Origin of the sequence: Campylobacter sp. FOBRC14 (genome assembly GCF_000287855.1) — a bacterium.
GTDB lineage: Bacteria > Campylobacterota > Campylobacteria > Campylobacterales > Campylobacteraceae > Campylobacter_A > Campylobacter_A curvus.
On record NZ_ALJJ01000011.1, the window covers coordinates 1 to 18106 of the forward strand.

Below are 18106 nucleotides of genomic sequence, written 5' to 3' on the forward strand. Positions count from 1 at the left end.
CCGCCACACCGACCACCTCGCCGCAGTAGGGCTTCAAGCCGCCTACAATGAGCCCGCGCGCCATCTCGTCGTCCTCGGCTACCAAAACCGAAATCTTTTTAAGCGTTTCATAAGCGTCCATTTTTGTCCTTTAAATTTTATTTTTGGCGCGGTGTCGAAGCTCTATCATAAAAGCTTCGCTTCTGCTTTGCGATTGCATGGCAAAATAGGATGAGCGGCGACAGAGTGCCTAACATGTAGCACGATTTTTTGCAACGCTCCGCTCGCAACTGCAAGCAGGCTGCGATCAGCTTTACAGCTTCCCTAAAAACTAAAGAGCGTCTTGCTCTGCTTCACTCCGTTCGCAGCTTTGCAAGAAGCGAGTTACAAGTATCAGCGAAGTCAAATTTAACGTAGCGACACTATCGCCGCCGATTTCCAGCGATACTAAGTGAGCGCGGAAATCGTGCTACACGTTCGGCGCTTTGTGGAGCGAGTTAAATTTGCGTAGCATCTGTAAATCAGATCCGCATTAAAATTCCGCCCTCAAATCCACATCAAAACTAAGCTCGAACGTCGTCGGATTCGCCGCGCTTAGCAGCTTGATGTCGCCGTTTATCTTCTCGTTTGCGAGCTTCTTGCCAAAGTAAAGCCCGATGCCGCTACCTTGCTTTTTGGTCGTCTTTGGCTCGGTCAAAATTTTATCTTTCAGCGCCTCACTTACGCCGCCGCCAAAGTCGCTCACGCCAATACGGCACTTTTGCCCGTCCGCACTCACGCTGAGCTTAATCTCGCGCCTGCCTAGGTCGTCTTTAAATTTTTCCACCACCGCGTCCTTTGCGTTGTGGATCAAAATCAGCAAAATTTGCTGGATGATGTTTTCTATCTGGTGGGCTTTGATGCCCTCACTAGCCTCTAAATTTACCCGCACGTTTGCGCGGCTAAGCTCGGTGTGCATGAGAGTTAGCAGGTTTTTCACGCTTTGAGCGACGTCAAATTCCTCTATATTTTCGCTCGTTTTGTAAAAATTTCTAAAAATCTCGATCGTGTTTGAGAGTAGCTGCACCGACTTTTGCCCGCTTTGTAGCATCGAGTGCAGATTTTCATCATCAAGCTTGCCGTCTTTTTGCAGCATCAGTAGCGTTGAGATCATCAAATTTAGCGAATTTACGGGCTGAATAAACTGATGATTTATCCCGCTGATTAGCTCGCCGGCTTCACTCATTTTCGCCTTGTGCGTGAGCAAAATCTCATACTCATCTTGCAGCTTTTTGATCCTCGCATACATGAAGTTATGCAGGAAATTTGCCGTCAGCGCGAGTGCGACGAAGGCAAACAGCAGCACGAGCGCGTTTTTTAGCACCGCGCGGTTTAGCTCGGCTAGCTCCAATTCATTGTCCGTGCCAGCCCCGATAAACCAGTTTAGCGTGGGGATCTCGGCGACCGAGATGAAATTTGAGCCGATATTTAGGCTCGTGATGTCCTCGTCTGTTAAAAACAGCTCCCTAAATTTACGCTCGATCTTTTCTTTTAGTGCCGCGTCCTTCATCGGTGAGAGCACCTCGCCGCTGTGCGTGACCAGAAACGAATACGAATTTGGCGGTAGCTTGAAGTTGCTGATATTTTTAAAGATGCCAGCAGTCTTTACCACACCGCAAAACACCGCGGCAAATTTGCCCTCTTTATGCACAGGCACGCAAAAATTTAGCGTCGCTTCGTTTAGCACCCTGTGCCTTTGCATGAAATTTACCGTCGGAGCGTCGGTGGCTTTGGTCTCTGCATACCACACGAGGCTCGTTCGATCCTCCTCTCCGCTTGTTTTTAAGATATGCTTGCCATTTACAAATATCTCGCTGTCTTCTCTTAGTAGCTGGACGATGTCGAATTCTGTGGCGTTTTGCTTAAAGAGTACGATAAAATTTTTGATCTTCTCATCGTCGCTGACGACGCCTGCGTTTTCCATAAATTTTGCCGCGCGCACGAGAGAGTTTATCCGCTCGTCCAGCCAAATTTGAAAATTATCCACGATATTTTCGCTCGTTGCGATCTTGTTTTTATTCGCCAGCTCGGTGATCTTTGCCTTTGCGCCCACGTAGATGTTTGCTCCAAGCGCGACTAGGAAAAAGCTTGAAATAATGATGATAATGTAAATTTTAAGGTTATGCTCTTTTAGGGCTTTCATAAATTTCATTTTTGCAATGTCTTATTTGCTCCACAAGACGCCGAACACATGGCACGAAATTAGCGGCCAGCTTACGCTTCCTTTAATTTTTGCTTCGTGCTTATGCACTCGCAACTGCGAGCAGAACGGCGGCGATAGCGTCGCTTCATAAGACATTGCTTCAAAATATTAATTAACGTAACTAAGAGTATATCAAAATCGGTCTAAATTTAGACCGATTTTTGTGCTTTTAGAGTTAAAATTTTGCATACGAGCATCGCTGCAAGTATTACGAAGCACACACCAAAGCCAATAAGCGTGCAGTCCGCCATCGACATAAATTTTGATGACGGGATCAGATACCAGCCGTCTTGATAGAGACCCACGAGATATTTTTGCACGCCGCTTAGCGTGACGCCATCAGGCACGATCGGGCTGTCGTAGCCGCAATCACCTGTGGGTAAAAACCAATCAGGCGCCCACTTTTCAAGCGGGATACCAAAGGGATAATGCGGCTCGGTAGAGCAGCCCTGCACACCAAAGGGATCGTCTCCATGCACGGCGGTGTGGATCTTAGCGAGCTTGACGCTATACATTATGCCCTGCACCGCGCCCCAAAACGCGAAAATGTAACCCACCGCGGCGAGGGCTAAATTTTTGGGATCAATGATAGCGATCACGCCGCCAAGCGCCATGCACAAAAATGCAAAGCGGATATAGACGCACTGCTCGCAAGGAGGCATATAGACATACTCCTGAAATAGCGAGTGCGCCAGCACGACAAGCCCCGCACTCACAAATATCAAAAGCGCCCACGTGTAGCGGCTATCTTGAAATTTAGCGATTTTTTGAGCCAAATTCATCGCCGCGCCTTATTTTTTGAGTAGTTCTTCGATGAGCGCCGCCATGCCGTCTATCGAGCTGATGGATTTTGTATAAATGAGATATTTGCCATTTACCACAAACGCCGGCACGCCTTGAATTTTCGCCACCTCGTAGGCTGCGTCCCATTTACTAAGAAGCTCTTTTACTTTTGGATTTTCTAGCTCTTTTTGATAGTCCGCTTCGCTCACGCCCGCTGCCTCAAGCCCTGTTTTAAGAAACGCAGCCTCGTCTTTGCCGTCATTCCATCGCTCTTTTTTGTCGTGATAGGCTTTGTAGTAGGCAAATTTTGCTTTTTTAAAGAGCGAATTTTCATCAAACAAGCTCACGCCCTTCGCCTCGTCCATAGTGATGAGCACGGCAAATACCTTGCTCGCAGCCTCGCCGTAATCGCCCTTTGTTTTCAAATGAAACGGCACGTATTTTAGCCCCTGCACCTTTTGCATGACCTTTGGCGTGACGGTTTTGTCGTATTTGTAGCAAAACGGGCAAGCGTAGCTAAACACTTTAACGAGCGTGTTTTGCGGCACGTCAAGCGGCTTTTCTAGCTTCACGTAGTCCTCGCCCTCGGTAAATGCGCTCGCGCCGATCGCGCCAAACATCATAGCTGCAAGTAGCCCCTTGGCCGCTTTGTTAAAAAATGAATTCATGGAAAACTCCTTGTTTTAAATTTGATTTGGTGTAATTTTACACCGCGCAGCTTTTGCAAAAATAACGCTAGACTGAAATTTAGATAAATTTAAGCGAAATTTGCCAAAATTTTCTAAAATTTCAAATTATTTTCCAAATTTCAATATTTTTTAATATTTCTGTGATTTTTGCGTTAGAAATATTACTTAAAATAGCACTAATAAAATTTTTTTAAGACGAATTTAAAAATAAAACAATCTAAATTTATCCAAAAGGAGAAACCATGAAAAATATGCTTTCATCAGTTGCCCTATCAGTGGCTTTGCTAGGCGGCTTTGCTACCGCTGCACTCGCTATCGGCGGTCCTAGCGGGGCGCGTATCGACTATGCCGTGCAAGGGCAGATCGGCGAAGTGGTAGTAAATCCCTACGACATCGCGCCTCTTACGGCTGTCATCAAAAACGGCGGCTACACGCTAAGCAACGCCAAAGTCACCGTCGTACCAAAACCTGGCGGTCAAACGATCAGCTACAAGCTCGCCGACAAGCACCTTCGCACCCACGGCGGGATACCGATCTTTGGCATGTATCCGGACTATCAAAACACTATCGAGGTCGAATACGACAAGACCTACAAGGGCGAAACCAAGCACGTAAAAGAGAGCTATAAAATTTACGCCCCGGCGATATATCTGGAAAGCAGCGGCATGCCAAATCAAAAACATGCGCTTTTTGATAAGATCGAGGTCGTAAAAGCTCCGAGTGCAAAATTCGCTAACCGCCTTTACTTCGTCAATAACTTCGTAAATAAAACCGGCAAAGGCACGAAAGCCGTATGGAACAACCCCGCAGGAGGAGCGCTCGAGTGGAATTATAGCCCCAATAACTTCATTTTAGACACCAAAGGCGAGGTCAGGTGGTATATGCAGCCCGATAAAATTTATGATTTGAAGCAGCCCTTCCACGCGGGCATCATGATGGGCTTTAAACAAAACGATGACGGCGCGATGACGTGGGGATACGGTCAAAGATACGCCAAATACGACATCCTCGGGCGCGAAATTTTCGACCGCGAGCTGCCTGCGGGGTATAACGACTTCTCGCACTCCATGGACGTGGCGCAAAATGGGCATTATTTCTTGCGCGCGGCGAATGCGGACTATAAAAGAGCCGACGGCAAAAACGTCCGCACCGTGCGCGACGTGATAGTCGAAGTCGATCGCGACGGCAACGTAGTCGATGATTTTAGGCTGTATGAAATTTTAGACCCTTACCGCGACATCGTGCTAAAAACGCTTGATCAAGGTGCGGTCTGCCTAAATATCGACGCTAAAAAAGCCGGTCACACGGCAAGCGCGGACGAGCTTCAAGCGATGGATTTGAGCGATAAATGGGGCGACATCGTGGGCTCAGGCCCTGGACGCAACTGGGCGCACGTAAATAGCGTGGATTACGACCCCAGCGACGATAGTATCATCATCTCCAGCCGCCACCAAGACGCCGTCATCAAGATCGGCCGCGATAAAAAAGTCAAATGGATAATGGGCGCGCACAAGGGCTGGAAGGATCAGTTTAAAGGCTACTTGCTCCAGCCTGTAGATAAAGACGGCAAAAAGATCGTCTGCGAGGACGAGTACTCAAAATGCCCGGGCTACGAGAGCGAGAAAGGCGGATTTGACTGGCAGTGGACGCAGCATACGGCGTTTCGTATCGACAGCAAGTCCAAAAAAGGCGTAGTTTATCTCACCGTCTTTGACAACGGCGATACCCGCGGCATGGAGCAGCCAGCGATGGCGGATATGAAATACTCCCGCGCCGTCGTTTATAAAATAGACGAGAAAAACAAAACCGTAGAGCAAATTTGGGAATACGGCAAAGCGCGCGGCAAAGAGTGGTATAGCTCAGTCACGTCGCTAGCGCAGTATCAAGACGACCTTGATAGCGTGATGGTGTATTCTGCGGTAGCTGGCATGCAGTTTGACATCGCAAAGGGTCGTCCCGTAGGTCAGCCAAGCCCTCATATCGACGAATTCGAATGGGGTGCGAAAGAGCCTTCGATCGAAATCAAAATGACGAATGCTATGGGCTATCAAGCCTTTCCGTTTAGCGTAGAGAAGGCGTTTGAGAAGTAAATTTACGCAAAATTTCAGGGCGAATTTGCCCTGAAATTTATAAATTTAGGCTCGTTTTCATCCTTTGCGAGCCTAAAATTCTAAAATTTCTAATTATTTTTCAAATTCCAATATTTTTTAATATTTCCGTGATTTTTATGTTAGCTGGTTTGGTTAAAATTGCATTAATTAAATTTTTTAAGGAGGATCAAATGAAAAAAGAGTTGATTTCTTTTGCAGTTGCTTCGACATTGTGTGCGGCTTTGACTCCGGCTTTAGCCGCAGGCGGTGCGAGCGGTCCGAAAACTTACCGAGGTGTGGGACAAATCGGTGCGGTGATTATGAATCCTTACAAAGTAGCTCCTCTGACTGCCGTCATCAAAAGTGCAGGCTACACGCTCTCAGACATCAAAGTAACCGTAAAAGCCAAAAAAGACGGCGTGGATATCAGCTATGACGTATCCGATCAAAAAGCGCTTCAGCATGGTGGTATTCCCGTTTGGGGCTTGTATCCGGACTATGTGAACGAGGTCGCCGTGAGCTATAAGAAAAATGGAGAGCCGGTGAGCGAAACGTATAAAATTTACGCTCCAGCCGTTGCGGTGTATGGCTCGGGGACGAATCAAACACAGGCACTTCCGACAGCCGTGGTGACAAAGGATAATCCGAAATTTCATAAAAATTTATACCTGATGAACCACCTAAGCTCGACTCTGCCAAACGCAGCTCAGGTGACGTGGAACAACCCGGCTGGCGGCGCGCTGGAGTGGGACTATGAAAGCTACGTTTGGATAGTCGATGGCAAGGGCGATATCAGGTGGTATCTAAAAACGGACGAATTCCGTGACCCTGAGGTGCTAAATAAAAAGGGCAATATGATGGGCTTTGATCAGACAAAAGACGGCGACATCGTCTGGGGCATGGGGCAGACTTACAACCGCTTCGACCTCATGGGGCGTAAAATTTTTAAACGCGACCTACCAAAAAGCTACATAGACTTCTCTCACCACATGGAAGAGACAGCCAAGGGCACGTTTTTGCTCCGCGTGGGCTCTAATGATTATAAACGCAAAGATGGCAAAAACGTCCGCACACTGCGCGACGTAATTATTGAAGTCGATAAGGACGGGAATTTGATCGACGAGTGGAAGATAATGGAAATTTTAGACCCGTATCGAGCGACAAATCTGCTCGTGCTCGATCAAGGTGCGGTCTGCCTAAACGTCGATGCGAGCAAGGCGGGACACACGGCGAATAAAGAAGAGCTCGAAGACGCCAAAGCGCCATTTGGCGATATACCGGGTGTGGGTGCGGGACGCAACTGGGCGCATATAAATTCCGCCAACTACGACCCAGCCGACGATAGTATCATCATCTCGATCCGCCACCAAAGCGCAGTCGTCAAAATCGGACGCGACAAAAAGGTAAAATGGATATTATCTTCGCCCGAAGGCTGGAACAAAGAGCTGTCCGCCAAGCTGTTAAAACCCATAGACGCAAGCGGCAAGAAGATAGACCGCGGCGAGAGCGGCTCGAAATGCCCGGGATACACGAGCGAGAAGGGAGGATTTGACTACACTTGGACGCAGCACACGGCGTTTAAGATCGGCGAAAAAAGCAAGGGCGACAAGATCCATATGAGTGTCTTTGACAACGGCGACACCCGCGGCATGGAGCAGCCAGCGATGGCGGATATGAAATACTCCCGCGCGGTCGAATACGAGATCGACGAGAAAAATTTGACCGTCCAGCAGGTCTGGGAATACGGCAAGGAGCGCGGCTTTGAATGGTACAGCCCGATAACTTCGGTCGTGGAGTATCAGCCCTCACGCGACACAATGTTCGTGTATTCGGCTACGGCGGGAATGGGCGATGTAAAGGCGTTTAGAAGGGGCGAGGAGAAGCTCACGCCGTTTTTAGAGGAGATAAAATACGGCACGAAAGAGGTCGAATTCGAGATGAAATTTATAAACTCGAACACAATCGGCTATCGCTCGCTGCCAATCGATCTGCAAAAGGCGTTTAAAAAGTAAAATTTCGGGGTCATTTGCCCCGAAATTTCTAAATTCGTCGCAGCTGCTTAGGGCTGCAAAATTCCTCTCCACACGAAGCATAACCGAAATTTAATAAAATTTTAGAGATAATACCGACTACTTTAATGATTGGACTAAAATTTGAGTGAGATAACGCAGGAACAAGAAAATTTTTTACCGCCCATTCAGGTAGAGACGCCGACCCCTTACGCCAAGCTAAAGGAGCTTAGCAAGCAAAGTCAGATACCGATCGAATTCATCGACTTTCGCATAAAAAATATACTCACTACCTACACGAACGAGCAAAATTCAGACCCGGTCTTGGTCGGGCAGGACGATCTGAGGATATTTGACGACAACGACTTTTTCCTTGATCCTACGCTAGCTATCGAGCAAAGATACGAAGTAGAATTTTTCGACACGAGGGTAAATAACGCGCCAAAACTGCCAAAGATCAGCATAGGCGTAAATCCTCTGATAACAAAGATCGTGGCGACGATCCACAAGTCAAACGAGTGCGTTTATGAGACGAACTATGAGCAAAAGCTCTTTGACTACATCGCCAAGCAACTCATAAAGGCGCAAATTTTGATCGGCATAAGAGTAGGCAGGAGCAAAGAGGAGCTGACCAAGATCGCCTCCGTTTTACGCGTGATGGATCAGATAGATCAAGACTACACGATAAATTTTGCAAGCGGGGTAAATCCTATAAAAGCCATCGATGCAAAGACCATCTACTACTATAAAAACAAGCTTGACAGCCTGAAAAAAGACGACAAGATAGACTACTCAAATCGCGGATTTTTATTTGGCGTGGCCGCAGGCGAAGTGATAATGGAGCAAAAAAGATCGCATGCCGGACGTGACGGACGTGATCTAAGGGGCAAATTTATAAAGACTCCAGACCCCAAAGAAGACGGCGCTACGGACATCAGCGTGACTGAAAATATCGAGCGCAAAGAGGACGCCGAGGGTGTTAAATTTATCGCCAAAAAAGCAGGCTATGTCGTAGAAAATAAGGGGACGTTTGATATAGAGGAGCGCCTTGAGATAAATGAGGTAAATTTCAAAACCACGGGCTCTATCCAGGCTGGAGTCGATACGAATGTAACGCTGGTCGTAAAAGAGACTGACCTCATAAAAGACGCGATAGGCACGGGCGTCATAGTAGAGGCAGACGACGTGCAGGTAAAGGGCAATATCGGTGCAAACGCTATCATAAAAGCAAACGAGGTCACTATCGGCGGACAGACGCATCAAAAGGCTAAAATTTACGCCAAAAACGCAAACATCGCTACGCATATAGGCTACGTCGAAGCCGAAAACGTCGAGATAGACAGACTAGAAGGCGGTAGCGTCCTTGCTAAAAAGGTCAAAGTTAAAAGCGTCGTAGGCGGCTCGATAACGGCTCAAATCATACAAATAGAAACGCTTGGCTCAAACTGCACCATCACGGCGGCTCACCTCATCGATATAAAATATCTGCGCGGCACCGGCAATCGCTTCATAATCGACGCCAGCAAGATGAAAGAGCGAAGCGACGAGACGGACGAACAGCTTGATAAGATAGAAGAGATCAAACGAGAGCTAAGCCAGATGCCAAAAAGACTGGAAGCCAAAAAAACGGTCATAGACGAAAACAAAGGCTCGATATACACCATAAAAGCCAAGGTCGAGGAGCTTTCGCGCGCTAAAGTGATCCCGCCGGTGACCTTCATGAAAAAGCTAAAAGAGTATCAAGAGCTGGTAAACGACTACAACGCGCTTTTAAAAGAATTTAGAAGTAAAAAAGAGCAGGTGGCCGACCTTAGGGCGGAGCTTGAGATGATGCAAAACGGGATTTTTTCTGCAAAGGTCATAAATCGCGGTAACTGGATAGAGCTAAACGAGATACGATTCGTCCTGATAGATCCTCCGCAAAATATCACGTATTCGACCAAGCAAAACGAGACGGCACGCGTCATCAGCCTGGAAAAGGTAGAAAATTTCGACGGCAAGGTCGAGTATAAGGTCAAAAAGTCAAATCAGCTTGAAGACTTTGAAAACACAAGCTTTTAAATTTCACAAAGGATATCGATGATAAGGGCTATCGAGGGCATAATAACGAAAAAAGAGCCGGCGTTCGTGGTCTTAAAGACAGCCGGGGGCGTAAGCTACGGGCTTTTCATATCGCTTTTTTGCTCGGCCAAGCTGAGCAAAGGCGAAAAAGTGGAGCTAAATACCACGCAGATCATACGCGAGGACGCAAATTTACTCTACGGTTTTTTAGACACGAACGAGCAAAAGATGTTTGAGATGCTCATAAAGCTAAACGGCATAGGCGCATCTACGGCGATGGCGATATGCTCGAGCCTGAGCCCAAACGCCTTTTCAAATGCCGTCATAAACGGCGATGCAGACACATTTAAAAGCGTGCCCGGCATCGGGCCAAAGACCGCGCGCAGGATAATAGCCGAGCTAAGCGACGCCAAACTAATCAGCGACGAGAGCGTGCCGGGGTATCAAAACGAGGCGCTCTTGGCGCTTGAGGCACTTGGCTTTAAACGCGAGAAGATCGTTAAAATTTTGCCTGATTTAAAGAGCACAAGCACGAGCGAGCTTGTAAAAGAAGCGCTTAAAAAATTAGCATAAGAGGGAAATTCATGAAATTAGGTGTAGTTTTTGGGGCTAAGAGCTTTGAACACGAGATAAGTATAGTAAGCGCGATCGTGCTTAAAAACGTCCTAAAGCAGGAGCTAAGCTTTATCTTTTGCGACAAGGAGCGTAAATTTTACCTGATCGAGCCTACCGATATGAGAGCGAATTTTTTCAGCTCGGGCAAATATAAAAAATGCAAAAAGCTGTTTTTGATGGCGGGCGGATTTTATACGCATTCGCTTTTTGGCGTGAAGCGCCTGGAGGTAGATGTTTATATAAATTTGATACACGGCATGGACGGCGAGGACGGTAAATTCGCTTCGTTGTTCGATTTTTACGGGATCAGCTATATCGGGCCGCGCCTTGAGGCTAGCGTGATGAGCTACAACAAGGAGCTGACTAAATTTTTAGCGCAAAAAGTAGGGGTGAAAACGCTTGATTACGAGATGATAACATATGAAGAACTGCCTAAATTTGCACTGCCTATCATACTAAAGCCGGCTCGTCTTGGTAGCTCCATAGGCGTTAGCGTCGTAAAAGACGAGAGCGAATTCGAATACGCCAGAGACGTCGCCTTTGAGTTTGATAAGGAGGTGCTGGTAGAGCCGTTTATCGAGGGTGTCAAGGAGTATAATCTAGCCGGTTGCATGATAGATGGCAAGATGAGATTTTCTATCGTCGAAGAGCCAAAAAAGAAGGAATTCCTCGACTACGAGCAAAAGTATATGAGCTTTTCTAACGAAAGCAAGGCGCAAGAGGCTAGGATCGACGAAGAGCTGCGAGATAGACTAAAGGAAAATTTTGTCAAAATTTACGGCTTTGGCTTTGAGGGTGCGATAATACGCTGTGACTTTTTCGTAATAGAGGGTGAAGTCTATCTAAATGAGATAAATCCAAACCCGGGCAGCCTCGCAAACTATCTATTCGAGGACTTTGAGGCGATGTTAAATGCGCTTGCGGCAAGCAGACTGCCAAAAGAGCGAAAGATAAATATCGACTATAAATTTATAAATTCCATCACTTCTGCAAAGGGAAGCGGTAAAATTTAGCGTTTTGAGCGCCTATTTTAGGATAATCTAAACTAATTTATGCTAATTTTACATAAAATTTTATGTAAAGAGTAAAAATGACAGCATTCAGCAAAGATGAAATTTACACAGCTACCGAGGTCGTGCGAAATTTTAGCTCGGTTTTGACAAAGATCAGTAAAGCCGAGCTAAAACGCGCAGTCATCGTCAAAAACAATAAATTTGAAGCCGTGCTTTTAAATATGGGCGAATACGAGCGCTTGCAAGAGGCCGTGAGCGTCCTGGAAGCGATATATACGGCTAAAAAGCGAGAAAACGGTGGCGAGTAAGACTCTTAAAGTTGGCGGCGTTTCATACGACATAAGCTACGAAATTTTAAACCCCAAATGCAAGCAAAGCATACTTTTTTTACACGGCTGGGGCGCGAACAAAGAGATAATGAAAAAGGCTTTCGGCGCGTTTTTGCCGCAGTTTTGCCATATTTATGTCGATATGCCGGGCTTTGGTGCCAGTAGCATAGAGCGCGCTTTAAAAACGAGCGATTACGCCAAAATTTTACAAAATTTCATAGACACTCTTTCAAATCCACCGCTCATCATCGTCGGACACAGCTTTGGCGGCAAGGTCGCGACCCTGCTGAAGCCTCAAAATTTAGTGCTTCTAAGCTCGGCCGGTATAGTCGAGAAAAAGCCGTTTTTCGTGCGTTTTAAGATCTCCGTTTTTAAGATTTTCAAGCTTCTTGGGTTTGGTAAATTTTATAAATTTTTTGCGACGAAAGACGTCAGCGGAATGAGCGTAACGATGTATGAGACTCTAAAAAACGTCGTGAACGAGGATTTTAGCCCTAAATTTAGCTCGTTTTTGGGTAGGGCGCTTATATTTTGGGGCGAAAATGACCGCGCCACACCGCTAAAAAGCGGCGAGAGTATCCATAAGATGATAAAAAACAGTGCCTTTTTCCCGCTAAAAGGAGATCATTTCTTTTTTTTGCTGCACGCTAAATTTATCTGCGAAACGATCCAAAACGATCTGGACACAGATCAAAGTGAAGAGCTAGAGGACATAAGCGGCATAGAGGAGGTGAGATGAAAGAGCTGTTTTTCGGGCTTAGCAACGCAGTCTTCACCTACGCGCTCGCCTTTTATCTCATCACTTGCTTTCAGTGGTTCTCTTACCGCCTCGAGCGAGTCGTGTTTCATTTTACAAAGCCCGCATGGCACGTGTTTTTCATCATCTTGCCGCTAGTTTTATACTACACGACAGGGCATTGGTTTTGGATATATTTTTATTTTGCTTACGCGCCTGCGCTTTTTTTGTGGCATAAAAAGCTTGATAAAAAGCTCGTTTTTACCGGCAGGATAAAGAGATTTTTCATCATTCTAAGCCTGGCACTCCTTGCTCAATACACGCTCTCTTACGCGCTATTTAAAAATTTTGCAGATTGCGATGTGACTCTGGTCGTCGTCATATCTTTGGCGCTTAGCGATATGCTGGAGAGGCTAAATTTTAAAAATTTCAAAAGAGCGGCCGATAAAAGGCTGGCCGAGCTATCAAATTTGAAAGTCATTTTGATCACTGCAAGCTACGGCAAAACTAGCATCAAAAATTTCCTTTATGAGCTGCTAAAAGATGAATTTAACTGCCACAAAACGCCTCGCAGCGTCAATACCCTAGCTGGGCTAATGAAAGATGTCAATGAAAATCTGACCGAGCAGACGCAAATTTACATCGCCGAGGCCGGAGCACGGCTAAAAGGCGACATCAAAGAGATCACCGACTTTTTAAGCCCGCACATCGTCATAGTCGGCGAGATAGGCGCGCAACATATAGAGTATTTTAAAAGTATAGAAAACATACGCGCCACCAAGCTTGAAGCGCTTCATAGCAAACGCTTAGAGCAAGCTTTCGTGCATAGCTCCACGCTAAAAAGCGCAGACGATAAGACACAGATTTATGACGCCGGACTAAAGGATGTGAGCGCTGATTTTGACGGGATAAAATTTAGCCTTGACGGCGAAATTTACACCTCGCCTTTGCTCGGGAAATTTAACGCTGCAAATCTCGCTGCGTGCATAAAAGTAGCGAAATTTTTAGGTCTTGGCGATGAAAATATAAAAAAATCTCTGCAAAAACTGCAAAACGTCGAACATCGCTTGCAAAAGATGCAAGCTGGCGGCAAGCTGATAATAGACGACAGCTTCAACGGGAATTTCGTCGGTATGAGCGCCAGCTACGAGCTAATTGGCACCTATAAAGGACGCAAAGTGCTCATAACGCCCGGCATCGTCGAGAGCACGCAAGCTGAAAACGAAAATTTAGGAAAGATAATCAACGAGATATTTGACGTGGTGATGATATCAAGCCCGCTAAATGCGCAGGCGTTGCTAAAAACCATAGTCAAGCCCGAAATAATCATCATAAAGGATAAGACCAAGATGCAAGAGATGCTTGCCAAACATACTCGCGCAGGCGATGTGATACTATTTTCAAACGACGCACCGAGCTTTATGTGATGAGGAAATTTATATTTTTTGCGCTGATCGCGACTGGCATGTTTGGCTTTGACATAGATGACTTTGACAAGGGCATAAACGAGCTAAACAACGGGAATTTGCAAAAGGCTTACGATATATTTTCAGCTGGCTGTGAGGCTAAAGACGAGCTTTCTTGCGAAGAGCTGGGGCTCATGTATATAAACGGCGAGGTGAGCGAGCAGATGGATGCTAGCTTGCAAAAACGCTCAAACATCGATATCGGCGTGGAATTTGTAATGAAAAGCTGTGATCTTGGGTATCTAAATGCATGCAGCGATATAGTGGATCTGAAAAAAGATATAGGTGACAAGCTGGCCCCCGGCGTTTATGAGAACGCTTTGACGCGCTACGACGAGCTCGCCGCAGAGTATAAAGATAGCGGCGATCAAAACGCGACGCAAGCGCCTGCAAAAAACGAGTAAATTTAGCTGTAAAACGTGTTATAAGCCTAGACTTGCTTGCTTGAATGTAGCTTACGTCTGTGCTAGGTCGTTCCTGGAGCGAGTAGCATTTCAAGAGATTCTCCCTACGGGTCGCTTCGCTGATTTTTGCTTAACTTCGTTTCGCAACTGCAAACAGAGCGTCACGAGCGACAGCGAAGTGAAAAATCGGCGGTAATAGCGTCGCTTCATAGGGTTTGACTTCACTTGAAAGCTAAAAATCAATGAAATATTTTAACAGAGTCAAATTTTATTTAAAGCGAAGCCCGAAATTTAACTCTAAATTTTCGCTCTTTCTTTTATCACTCTCATGGTTTCGATAGCGATCTCTAGCTCTTCGTTCGTTGGTATGACGAAAGTTTTTATCTTTGCGTTTTTATCGTCCAAACATCGCTCGCCGCGCTCTTGGCTGAAATTTAGATCGTGATTTACGTGGATGCCCAGATGCTTTAGATCATCGCAAATTTTTTGCCTGGTGTTTGGTGCGTTTTCTCCTATGCCGCCGGTAAATATCAGCGCATCGACGCGGCCAAGCACGGCGTAGTAGGCTCCGATATATTTTTTGACACGGTAGCAAAACATCTCAAAAGCAAGCTTGGCTCGCTCATCGTTTGCCATTTTTGCGACCACGTCACGCATGTCGCTGGATCCGCAAATACCAAAGAGGCCGCTTTTTTTATTTAAAAACGTATCTATCTCGTCCCATTTTAAAACGCCGATATTTAGCAGATACACGACTACTGCAGGGTCCATATCGCCGCTTCTGGTGCCCATTATGAGCCCCTCAAGCGGGCTAAGCCCCATCGAGGTATCGATGCTTTTGCCATTTTGCACTGCACAAGCACTGGCTCCGTTACCAAGATGAAGCGAAATGGCGTTGAAATTTTGAAATTCTATCCCCATCAAGCTTGCCGCACGCTTGCACACATATCTGTGAGATGTGCCGTGAAAGCCGTATTTCCTGATATGATGCTCTTTACAGATGTCGTAGGGCAGGGCGTATCGATAGGCGTATTCTGGCATGGTCTGATGAAATACAGTATCAAAAACCACCACGTGAGGGACATCGCCGCTACTTTGCATGGCGTTTTTTATGCCGGCTATGTGACCGGGATTATGAAGCGGTGCCAGCGGGCTTATCTGCTCGATCTTGGCTATCACGGAGTCATCTACTATCATTGAGCTAAAAAAGCTCTCGCCGCCATGCACGATACGGTGTCCGATGCCGTCGAGCTCGCTAAGATCATGTAGCGTGTTTGACTCTCTAAAGAGCTCGTTCATCACGTCAAGCCCCTCGTGGTGGTCTTTTATCGCTCTTTTTTTCTCGTATTCTTTTGAGTTTGCTTTAAGCACGGCGCGAGAATTTTCACTACCGATCTGCTCCACGATGCCGCTTGCTATGCTGCGATTTTCTTCTATTAAAAATAGCTGAAATTTTATAGAGCTGCTACCAGAGTTCAAAACCAAAATTTTCATATCATTCTCCCGCTTGTATCGCGCTTATCAGCACTGTATTTACGATGTCTTCGACGAGGCAGCCTCTGCTTAGATCATTTACCGGCTTTTTGAGGCCTTGTAGTACCGGTCCTACGGCTAGGGCGTTTGCACTGCGTTGAACGGCCTTGTAGCAGATATTTGCGCAGTTTAAATTTGGAAATATGAACACGTTTGCCCGTCCCGCTACGCTAGAATTTGGCATTTTCTTAGCACCTACTTTGACATCGACCGCGGTGTCGTATTGGATAGGAGCGGCCAGGCTCAAGCCAGGCTCGATCTCCAGCGCTTTTTTAGCTGCTAGCTTTACAAACTCCACGTCAGGTCCGCTACCGCTGTCAGCAGTCGAGTAACTAAGCATCGCTACACGAGGTTGCAGTCCAAACGAGGCCGCCGTTTGGGCCGTGATGACGGCTATACCGGCTAGCTCCTCGGCACTTGGATTTGGCGTGATAGCGCAGTCTGCGTAGAGTAAAATTTCCTCCTCTAGCGCCATGAAAAATAACCCCGAGACGATCTTTGTCTGCGGCTTTGTTTTGATGATCTGAAGGGCGGGACGTATAGTCTCGGCCGTGCTCATGCTAGCTCCGCTCACCATCGCGCCTACCACGCCCTCGTTTACCAGCATCGTTGCAAAATACACCTTATCTCGCGCCATCCGCTCGGCATCTTTTTCGCTCACGCCTTTTGCCTTGCGCAGCTCGTAAATTTTAGCCGCAAAGGCTTGCGTGTAGTCATTGTTTTGAGGATCGATGATGCGAGCTTTGCTTAAATTTAGCCCCAGTTCGCTTTGCTTTTGCCTGATGGCGGCTTCCTCTCCTAGTAAAACTATATCGACCGCGCCTTGAGCGAGTAAAATTTCAGCCGCGCGTAAGACGCGTTCGTCGTCACTCTCCGGCAAAACGACCGACGAGTGGGCGCTTCTCGCGCGGTTTAGTAAGATATTTTCAAATTTATACGGTGTGATTATCTCTTGGGTGCAGCTTAAAATTTCATCTATATCGCCGCTGATTATGAGCTTTGAGTTTGGATTTAGCGCTTTTAAGGCTTTGAAATTTTGAGGCTCGAAGACAGGGCAGTTTAAATTTTTGGCTATCTTCAAATTTAGCTCGCAAGCGCCAAAAATGCTGAAATTTTCACAGCCTACGACTATGACGAAGTCGTTTTGCTCTTTTTGTTTTTCAAATTTATCGATGAGCGCGATAAAAAAATCTTTCTCTTTGCCATTTATGAATTTTTCTTGTTCCTTGTTGCTGGTTTTTATCTTTAAAACAGCGACTTTTTTAAATTTTGCTGATATAATCCCCTTTAAATATGCTAAATTTTCATCGCTAAATATGTAACAGCTGTTCATTGCGGTGCCTTTTTGGAACTTTATTTGCTTAATTTTAGCATAAACATATAGATTTTAAGGCTTTTTTATGAAATTTAAATACTGCTTGTCTTTCGCCACTGCTACCATACTTTACACGGGTTGTACGCCAAGTGCCGATCCGCACATCAACATGAAACCGCCGGTTTATGTCGAGCAGCTGCCCGCCAAAGAGAGCGGAAGCGGCCAAAGTAACGCAGGAAGCCTCTTTGGGCGCGGAGAAAATCCTCTTTTTTCAGATAGAAAAGCTATGAACGTCAATGACATCGTGACAGTCGTCATTTCAGAGACCGCTACGCAGTCCTCTACGGGCAGTAAAAAATCAAGCAGAGACAGCACCACTTCGCTTGGCGGAGGTGTTTTCACTGCGGGTGCGGCGCCACTTTCCACGGTCGCAAATCAGCTGAATAAATATTCTGATATCGGCTTTAAGGCCGGTGGCGAAAATAAATTCGAAGGTAGCGGCACGACGAGCAGGAACGAGCGATTTACCGCGACCATCTCGGCTAGGATCATCAAAATTTTAAACAACGGAAACTACTTCATAGAGGGCAGCCGCGAAATTTTAGTAAACGGCGAAAAACAGGTCATTCAAGTAAGCGGAGTCATCCGTCCTTACGACATCTCGCAAAACAACCAGATCGACTCCAAATACATCGCCGACGCCAAAATTTTATATAAGACCGAGGGCGACGTGGACAAATCTACCAAAAAGCCTTGGGGCACGAGACTCATGGAGGCTATCTGGCCTTTTTAAGCTTGTAAATTCAAGTGCTAAAAAATGTAACAACCATATTCAAATTTGC

15 protein-coding genes are annotated in these 18106 nt (G+C 46.3%); 10 read left to right on the plus strand and 5 right to left on the minus strand.

The features are described from left to right. Nucleotides 1-511 precede the first annotated feature (511 nt). From HMPREF1139_RS05400 to HMPREF1139_RS05410, 3 genes are all read right to left on the minus strand, one after another. Complete coding sequence (locus HMPREF1139_RS05400) at nt 512-2170, minus strand: sensor histidine kinase (RefSeq protein WP_009650410.1); 1659 nt, start codon at nt 2168-2170, stop codon at nt 512-514. Between the two features lie 200 nt (nt 2171-2370). Continuing rightward, nucleotides 2371-3003 (minus strand): protein-disulfide oxidoreductase DsbI, encoded by a 633-nt coding sequence (gene dsbI / locus HMPREF1139_RS05405; RefSeq protein ID WP_009650413.1) that lies wholly within the window; start codon nt 3001-3003, stop codon nt 2371-2373. A 9-nt stretch (nt 3004-3012) separates the two neighbouring features. Next, nucleotides 3013-3672, minus strand: coding sequence for a thiol:disulfide interchange protein DsbA/DsbL (locus HMPREF1139_RS05410; RefSeq protein WP_009650404.1), 660 nt, complete (start codon nt 3670-3672; stop codon nt 3013-3015). 263 nt (nt 3673-3935) lie between these two features. Here HMPREF1139_RS05410 and HMPREF1139_RS05415 point away from each other — a divergent pair, with 263 nt between their 5' ends. The 9 genes from HMPREF1139_RS05415 (at nt 3936) to HMPREF1139_RS05455 (ending at nt 14416) form a co-directional block, all read left to right on the plus strand. Then, a complete protein-coding gene (locus tag HMPREF1139_RS05415) occupies nt 3936-5783 on the plus strand; it encodes an aryl-sulfate sulfotransferase (RefSeq protein WP_009650394.1) in 1848 nt (615 codons plus the stop codon). Between the two features lie 191 nt (nt 5784-5974). Beyond that, entirely contained in the window at nt 5975-7795 is a 1821-nt protein-coding gene (locus HMPREF1139_RS05420) for an aryl-sulfate sulfotransferase (protein WP_009650421.1), read from the plus strand. Between the two features lie 141 nt (nt 7796-7936). After that, entirely contained in the window at nt 7937-9853 is a 1917-nt protein-coding gene (locus HMPREF1139_RS05425) for a flagellar assembly protein A (protein ID WP_009650429.1), read from the plus strand. Nucleotides 9854-9871: 18 nt separating this feature from the next. Then, nucleotides 9872-10426: a Holliday junction branch migration protein RuvA gene (gene ruvA / locus HMPREF1139_RS05430; RefSeq protein ID WP_009650427.1), complete on the plus strand. Its 555-nt coding sequence runs from the start codon at nt 9872-9874 to the stop codon at nt 10424-10426. Between the two features lie 11 nt (nt 10427-10437). Continuing rightward, entirely contained in the window at nt 10438-11481 is a 1044-nt protein-coding gene (locus HMPREF1139_RS05435) for a D-alanine--D-alanine ligase (protein WP_009650398.1), read from the plus strand. 77 nt (nt 11482-11558) lie between these two features. Beyond that, nucleotides 11559-11789 (plus strand): type II toxin-antitoxin system Phd/YefM family antitoxin, encoded by a 231-nt coding sequence (locus tag HMPREF1139_RS05440; RefSeq protein WP_009650391.1) that lies wholly within the window; start codon nt 11559-11561, stop codon nt 11787-11789. After that, nucleotides 11779-12549: an alpha/beta fold hydrolase gene (locus HMPREF1139_RS05445; protein ID WP_009650438.1), complete on the plus strand. Its 771-nt coding sequence runs from the start codon at nt 11779-11781 to the stop codon at nt 12547-12549. The genes HMPREF1139_RS05440 and HMPREF1139_RS05445 overlap by 11 nt, the downstream gene beginning before the upstream one ends. After that, nucleotides 12546-13973, plus strand: coding sequence for a Mur ligase family protein (locus HMPREF1139_RS05450; protein WP_009650428.1), 1428 nt, complete (start codon nt 12546-12548; stop codon nt 13971-13973). Before HMPREF1139_RS05445 ends, HMPREF1139_RS05450 begins: the two co-directional genes overlap by 4 nt. After that, nucleotides 13973-14416 (plus strand): hypothetical protein, encoded by a 444-nt coding sequence (locus HMPREF1139_RS05455; RefSeq protein WP_009650411.1) that lies wholly within the window; start codon nt 13973-13975, stop codon nt 14414-14416. Before HMPREF1139_RS05450 ends, HMPREF1139_RS05455 begins: the two co-directional genes overlap by 1 nt. A gap of 297 nt (nt 14417-14713) precedes the next feature. Here HMPREF1139_RS05455 and HMPREF1139_RS05460 read toward each other — a convergent pair whose 3' ends face one another. Then, nucleotides 14714-15910, minus strand: coding sequence for an acetate kinase (locus tag HMPREF1139_RS05460; protein ID WP_009650386.1), 1197 nt, complete (start codon nt 15908-15910; stop codon nt 14714-14716). 1 nt (nt 15911) lies between these two features. Beyond that, nucleotides 15912-17282 (minus strand): phosphate acetyltransferase, encoded by a 1371-nt coding sequence (gene pta, locus HMPREF1139_RS05465; RefSeq protein ID WP_009650436.1) that lies wholly within the window; start codon nt 17280-17282, stop codon nt 15912-15914. 67 nt (nt 17283-17349) lie between these two features. Between pta and flgH the strand changes: the two genes are divergently transcribed. Next, on the plus strand, nt 17350-18057 hold the full coding sequence (gene flgH, locus HMPREF1139_RS05470) for a flagellar basal body L-ring protein FlgH (RefSeq protein WP_009650387.1): 708 nt from the start codon (nt 17350-17352) through the stop codon (nt 18055-18057). Nucleotides 18058-18106 lie beyond the last annotated feature (49 nt).

Coding starts and splice junctions, on each gene's coding strand:
- pta (WP_009650436.1), bottom strand. CDS start 17,282: ATGAACAGCTGTTACATATTTAGCGATGAAAATTTAGCATATTTAAAG.
- HMPREF1139_RS05435 (WP_009650398.1), top strand. CDS start 10,438: ATGAAATTAGGTGTAGTTTTTGGGGCTAAGAGCTTTGAACACGAGATA.
- ruvA (WP_009650427.1), top strand. CDS start 9,872: ATGATAAGGGCTATCGAGGGCATAATAACGAAAAAAGAGCCGGCGTTC.
- flgH (WP_009650387.1), top strand. CDS start 17,350: ATGAAATTTAAATACTGCTTGTCTTTCGCCACTGCTACCATACTTTAC.
- HMPREF1139_RS05415 (WP_009650394.1), top strand. CDS start 3,936: ATGAAAAATATGCTTTCATCAGTTGCCCTATCAGTGGCTTTGCTAGGC.
- HMPREF1139_RS05420 (WP_009650421.1), top strand. CDS start 5,975: ATGAAAAAAGAGTTGATTTCTTTTGCAGTTGCTTCGACATTGTGTGCG.
- HMPREF1139_RS05400 (WP_009650410.1), bottom strand. CDS start 2,170: ATGAAATTTATGAAAGCCCTAAAAGAGCATAACCTTAAAATTTACATT.
- dsbI (WP_009650413.1), bottom strand. CDS start 3,003: ATGAATTTGGCTCAAAAAATCGCTAAATTTCAAGATAGCCGCTACACG.
- HMPREF1139_RS05410 (WP_009650404.1), bottom strand. CDS start 3,672: ATGAATTCATTTTTTAACAAAGCGGCCAAGGGGCTACTTGCAGCTATG.
- HMPREF1139_RS05460 (WP_009650386.1), bottom strand. CDS start 15,910: ATGAAAATTTTGGTTTTGAACTCTGGTAGCAGCTCTATAAAATTTCAG.
- HMPREF1139_RS05450 (WP_009650428.1), top strand. CDS start 12,546: ATGAAAGAGCTGTTTTTCGGGCTTAGCAACGCAGTCTTCACCTACGCG.
- HMPREF1139_RS05440 (WP_009650391.1), top strand. CDS start 11,559: ATGACAGCATTCAGCAAAGATGAAATTTACACAGCTACCGAGGTCGTG.
- HMPREF1139_RS05455 (WP_009650411.1), top strand. CDS start 13,973: ATGAGGAAATTTATATTTTTTGCGCTGATCGCGACTGGCATGTTTGGC.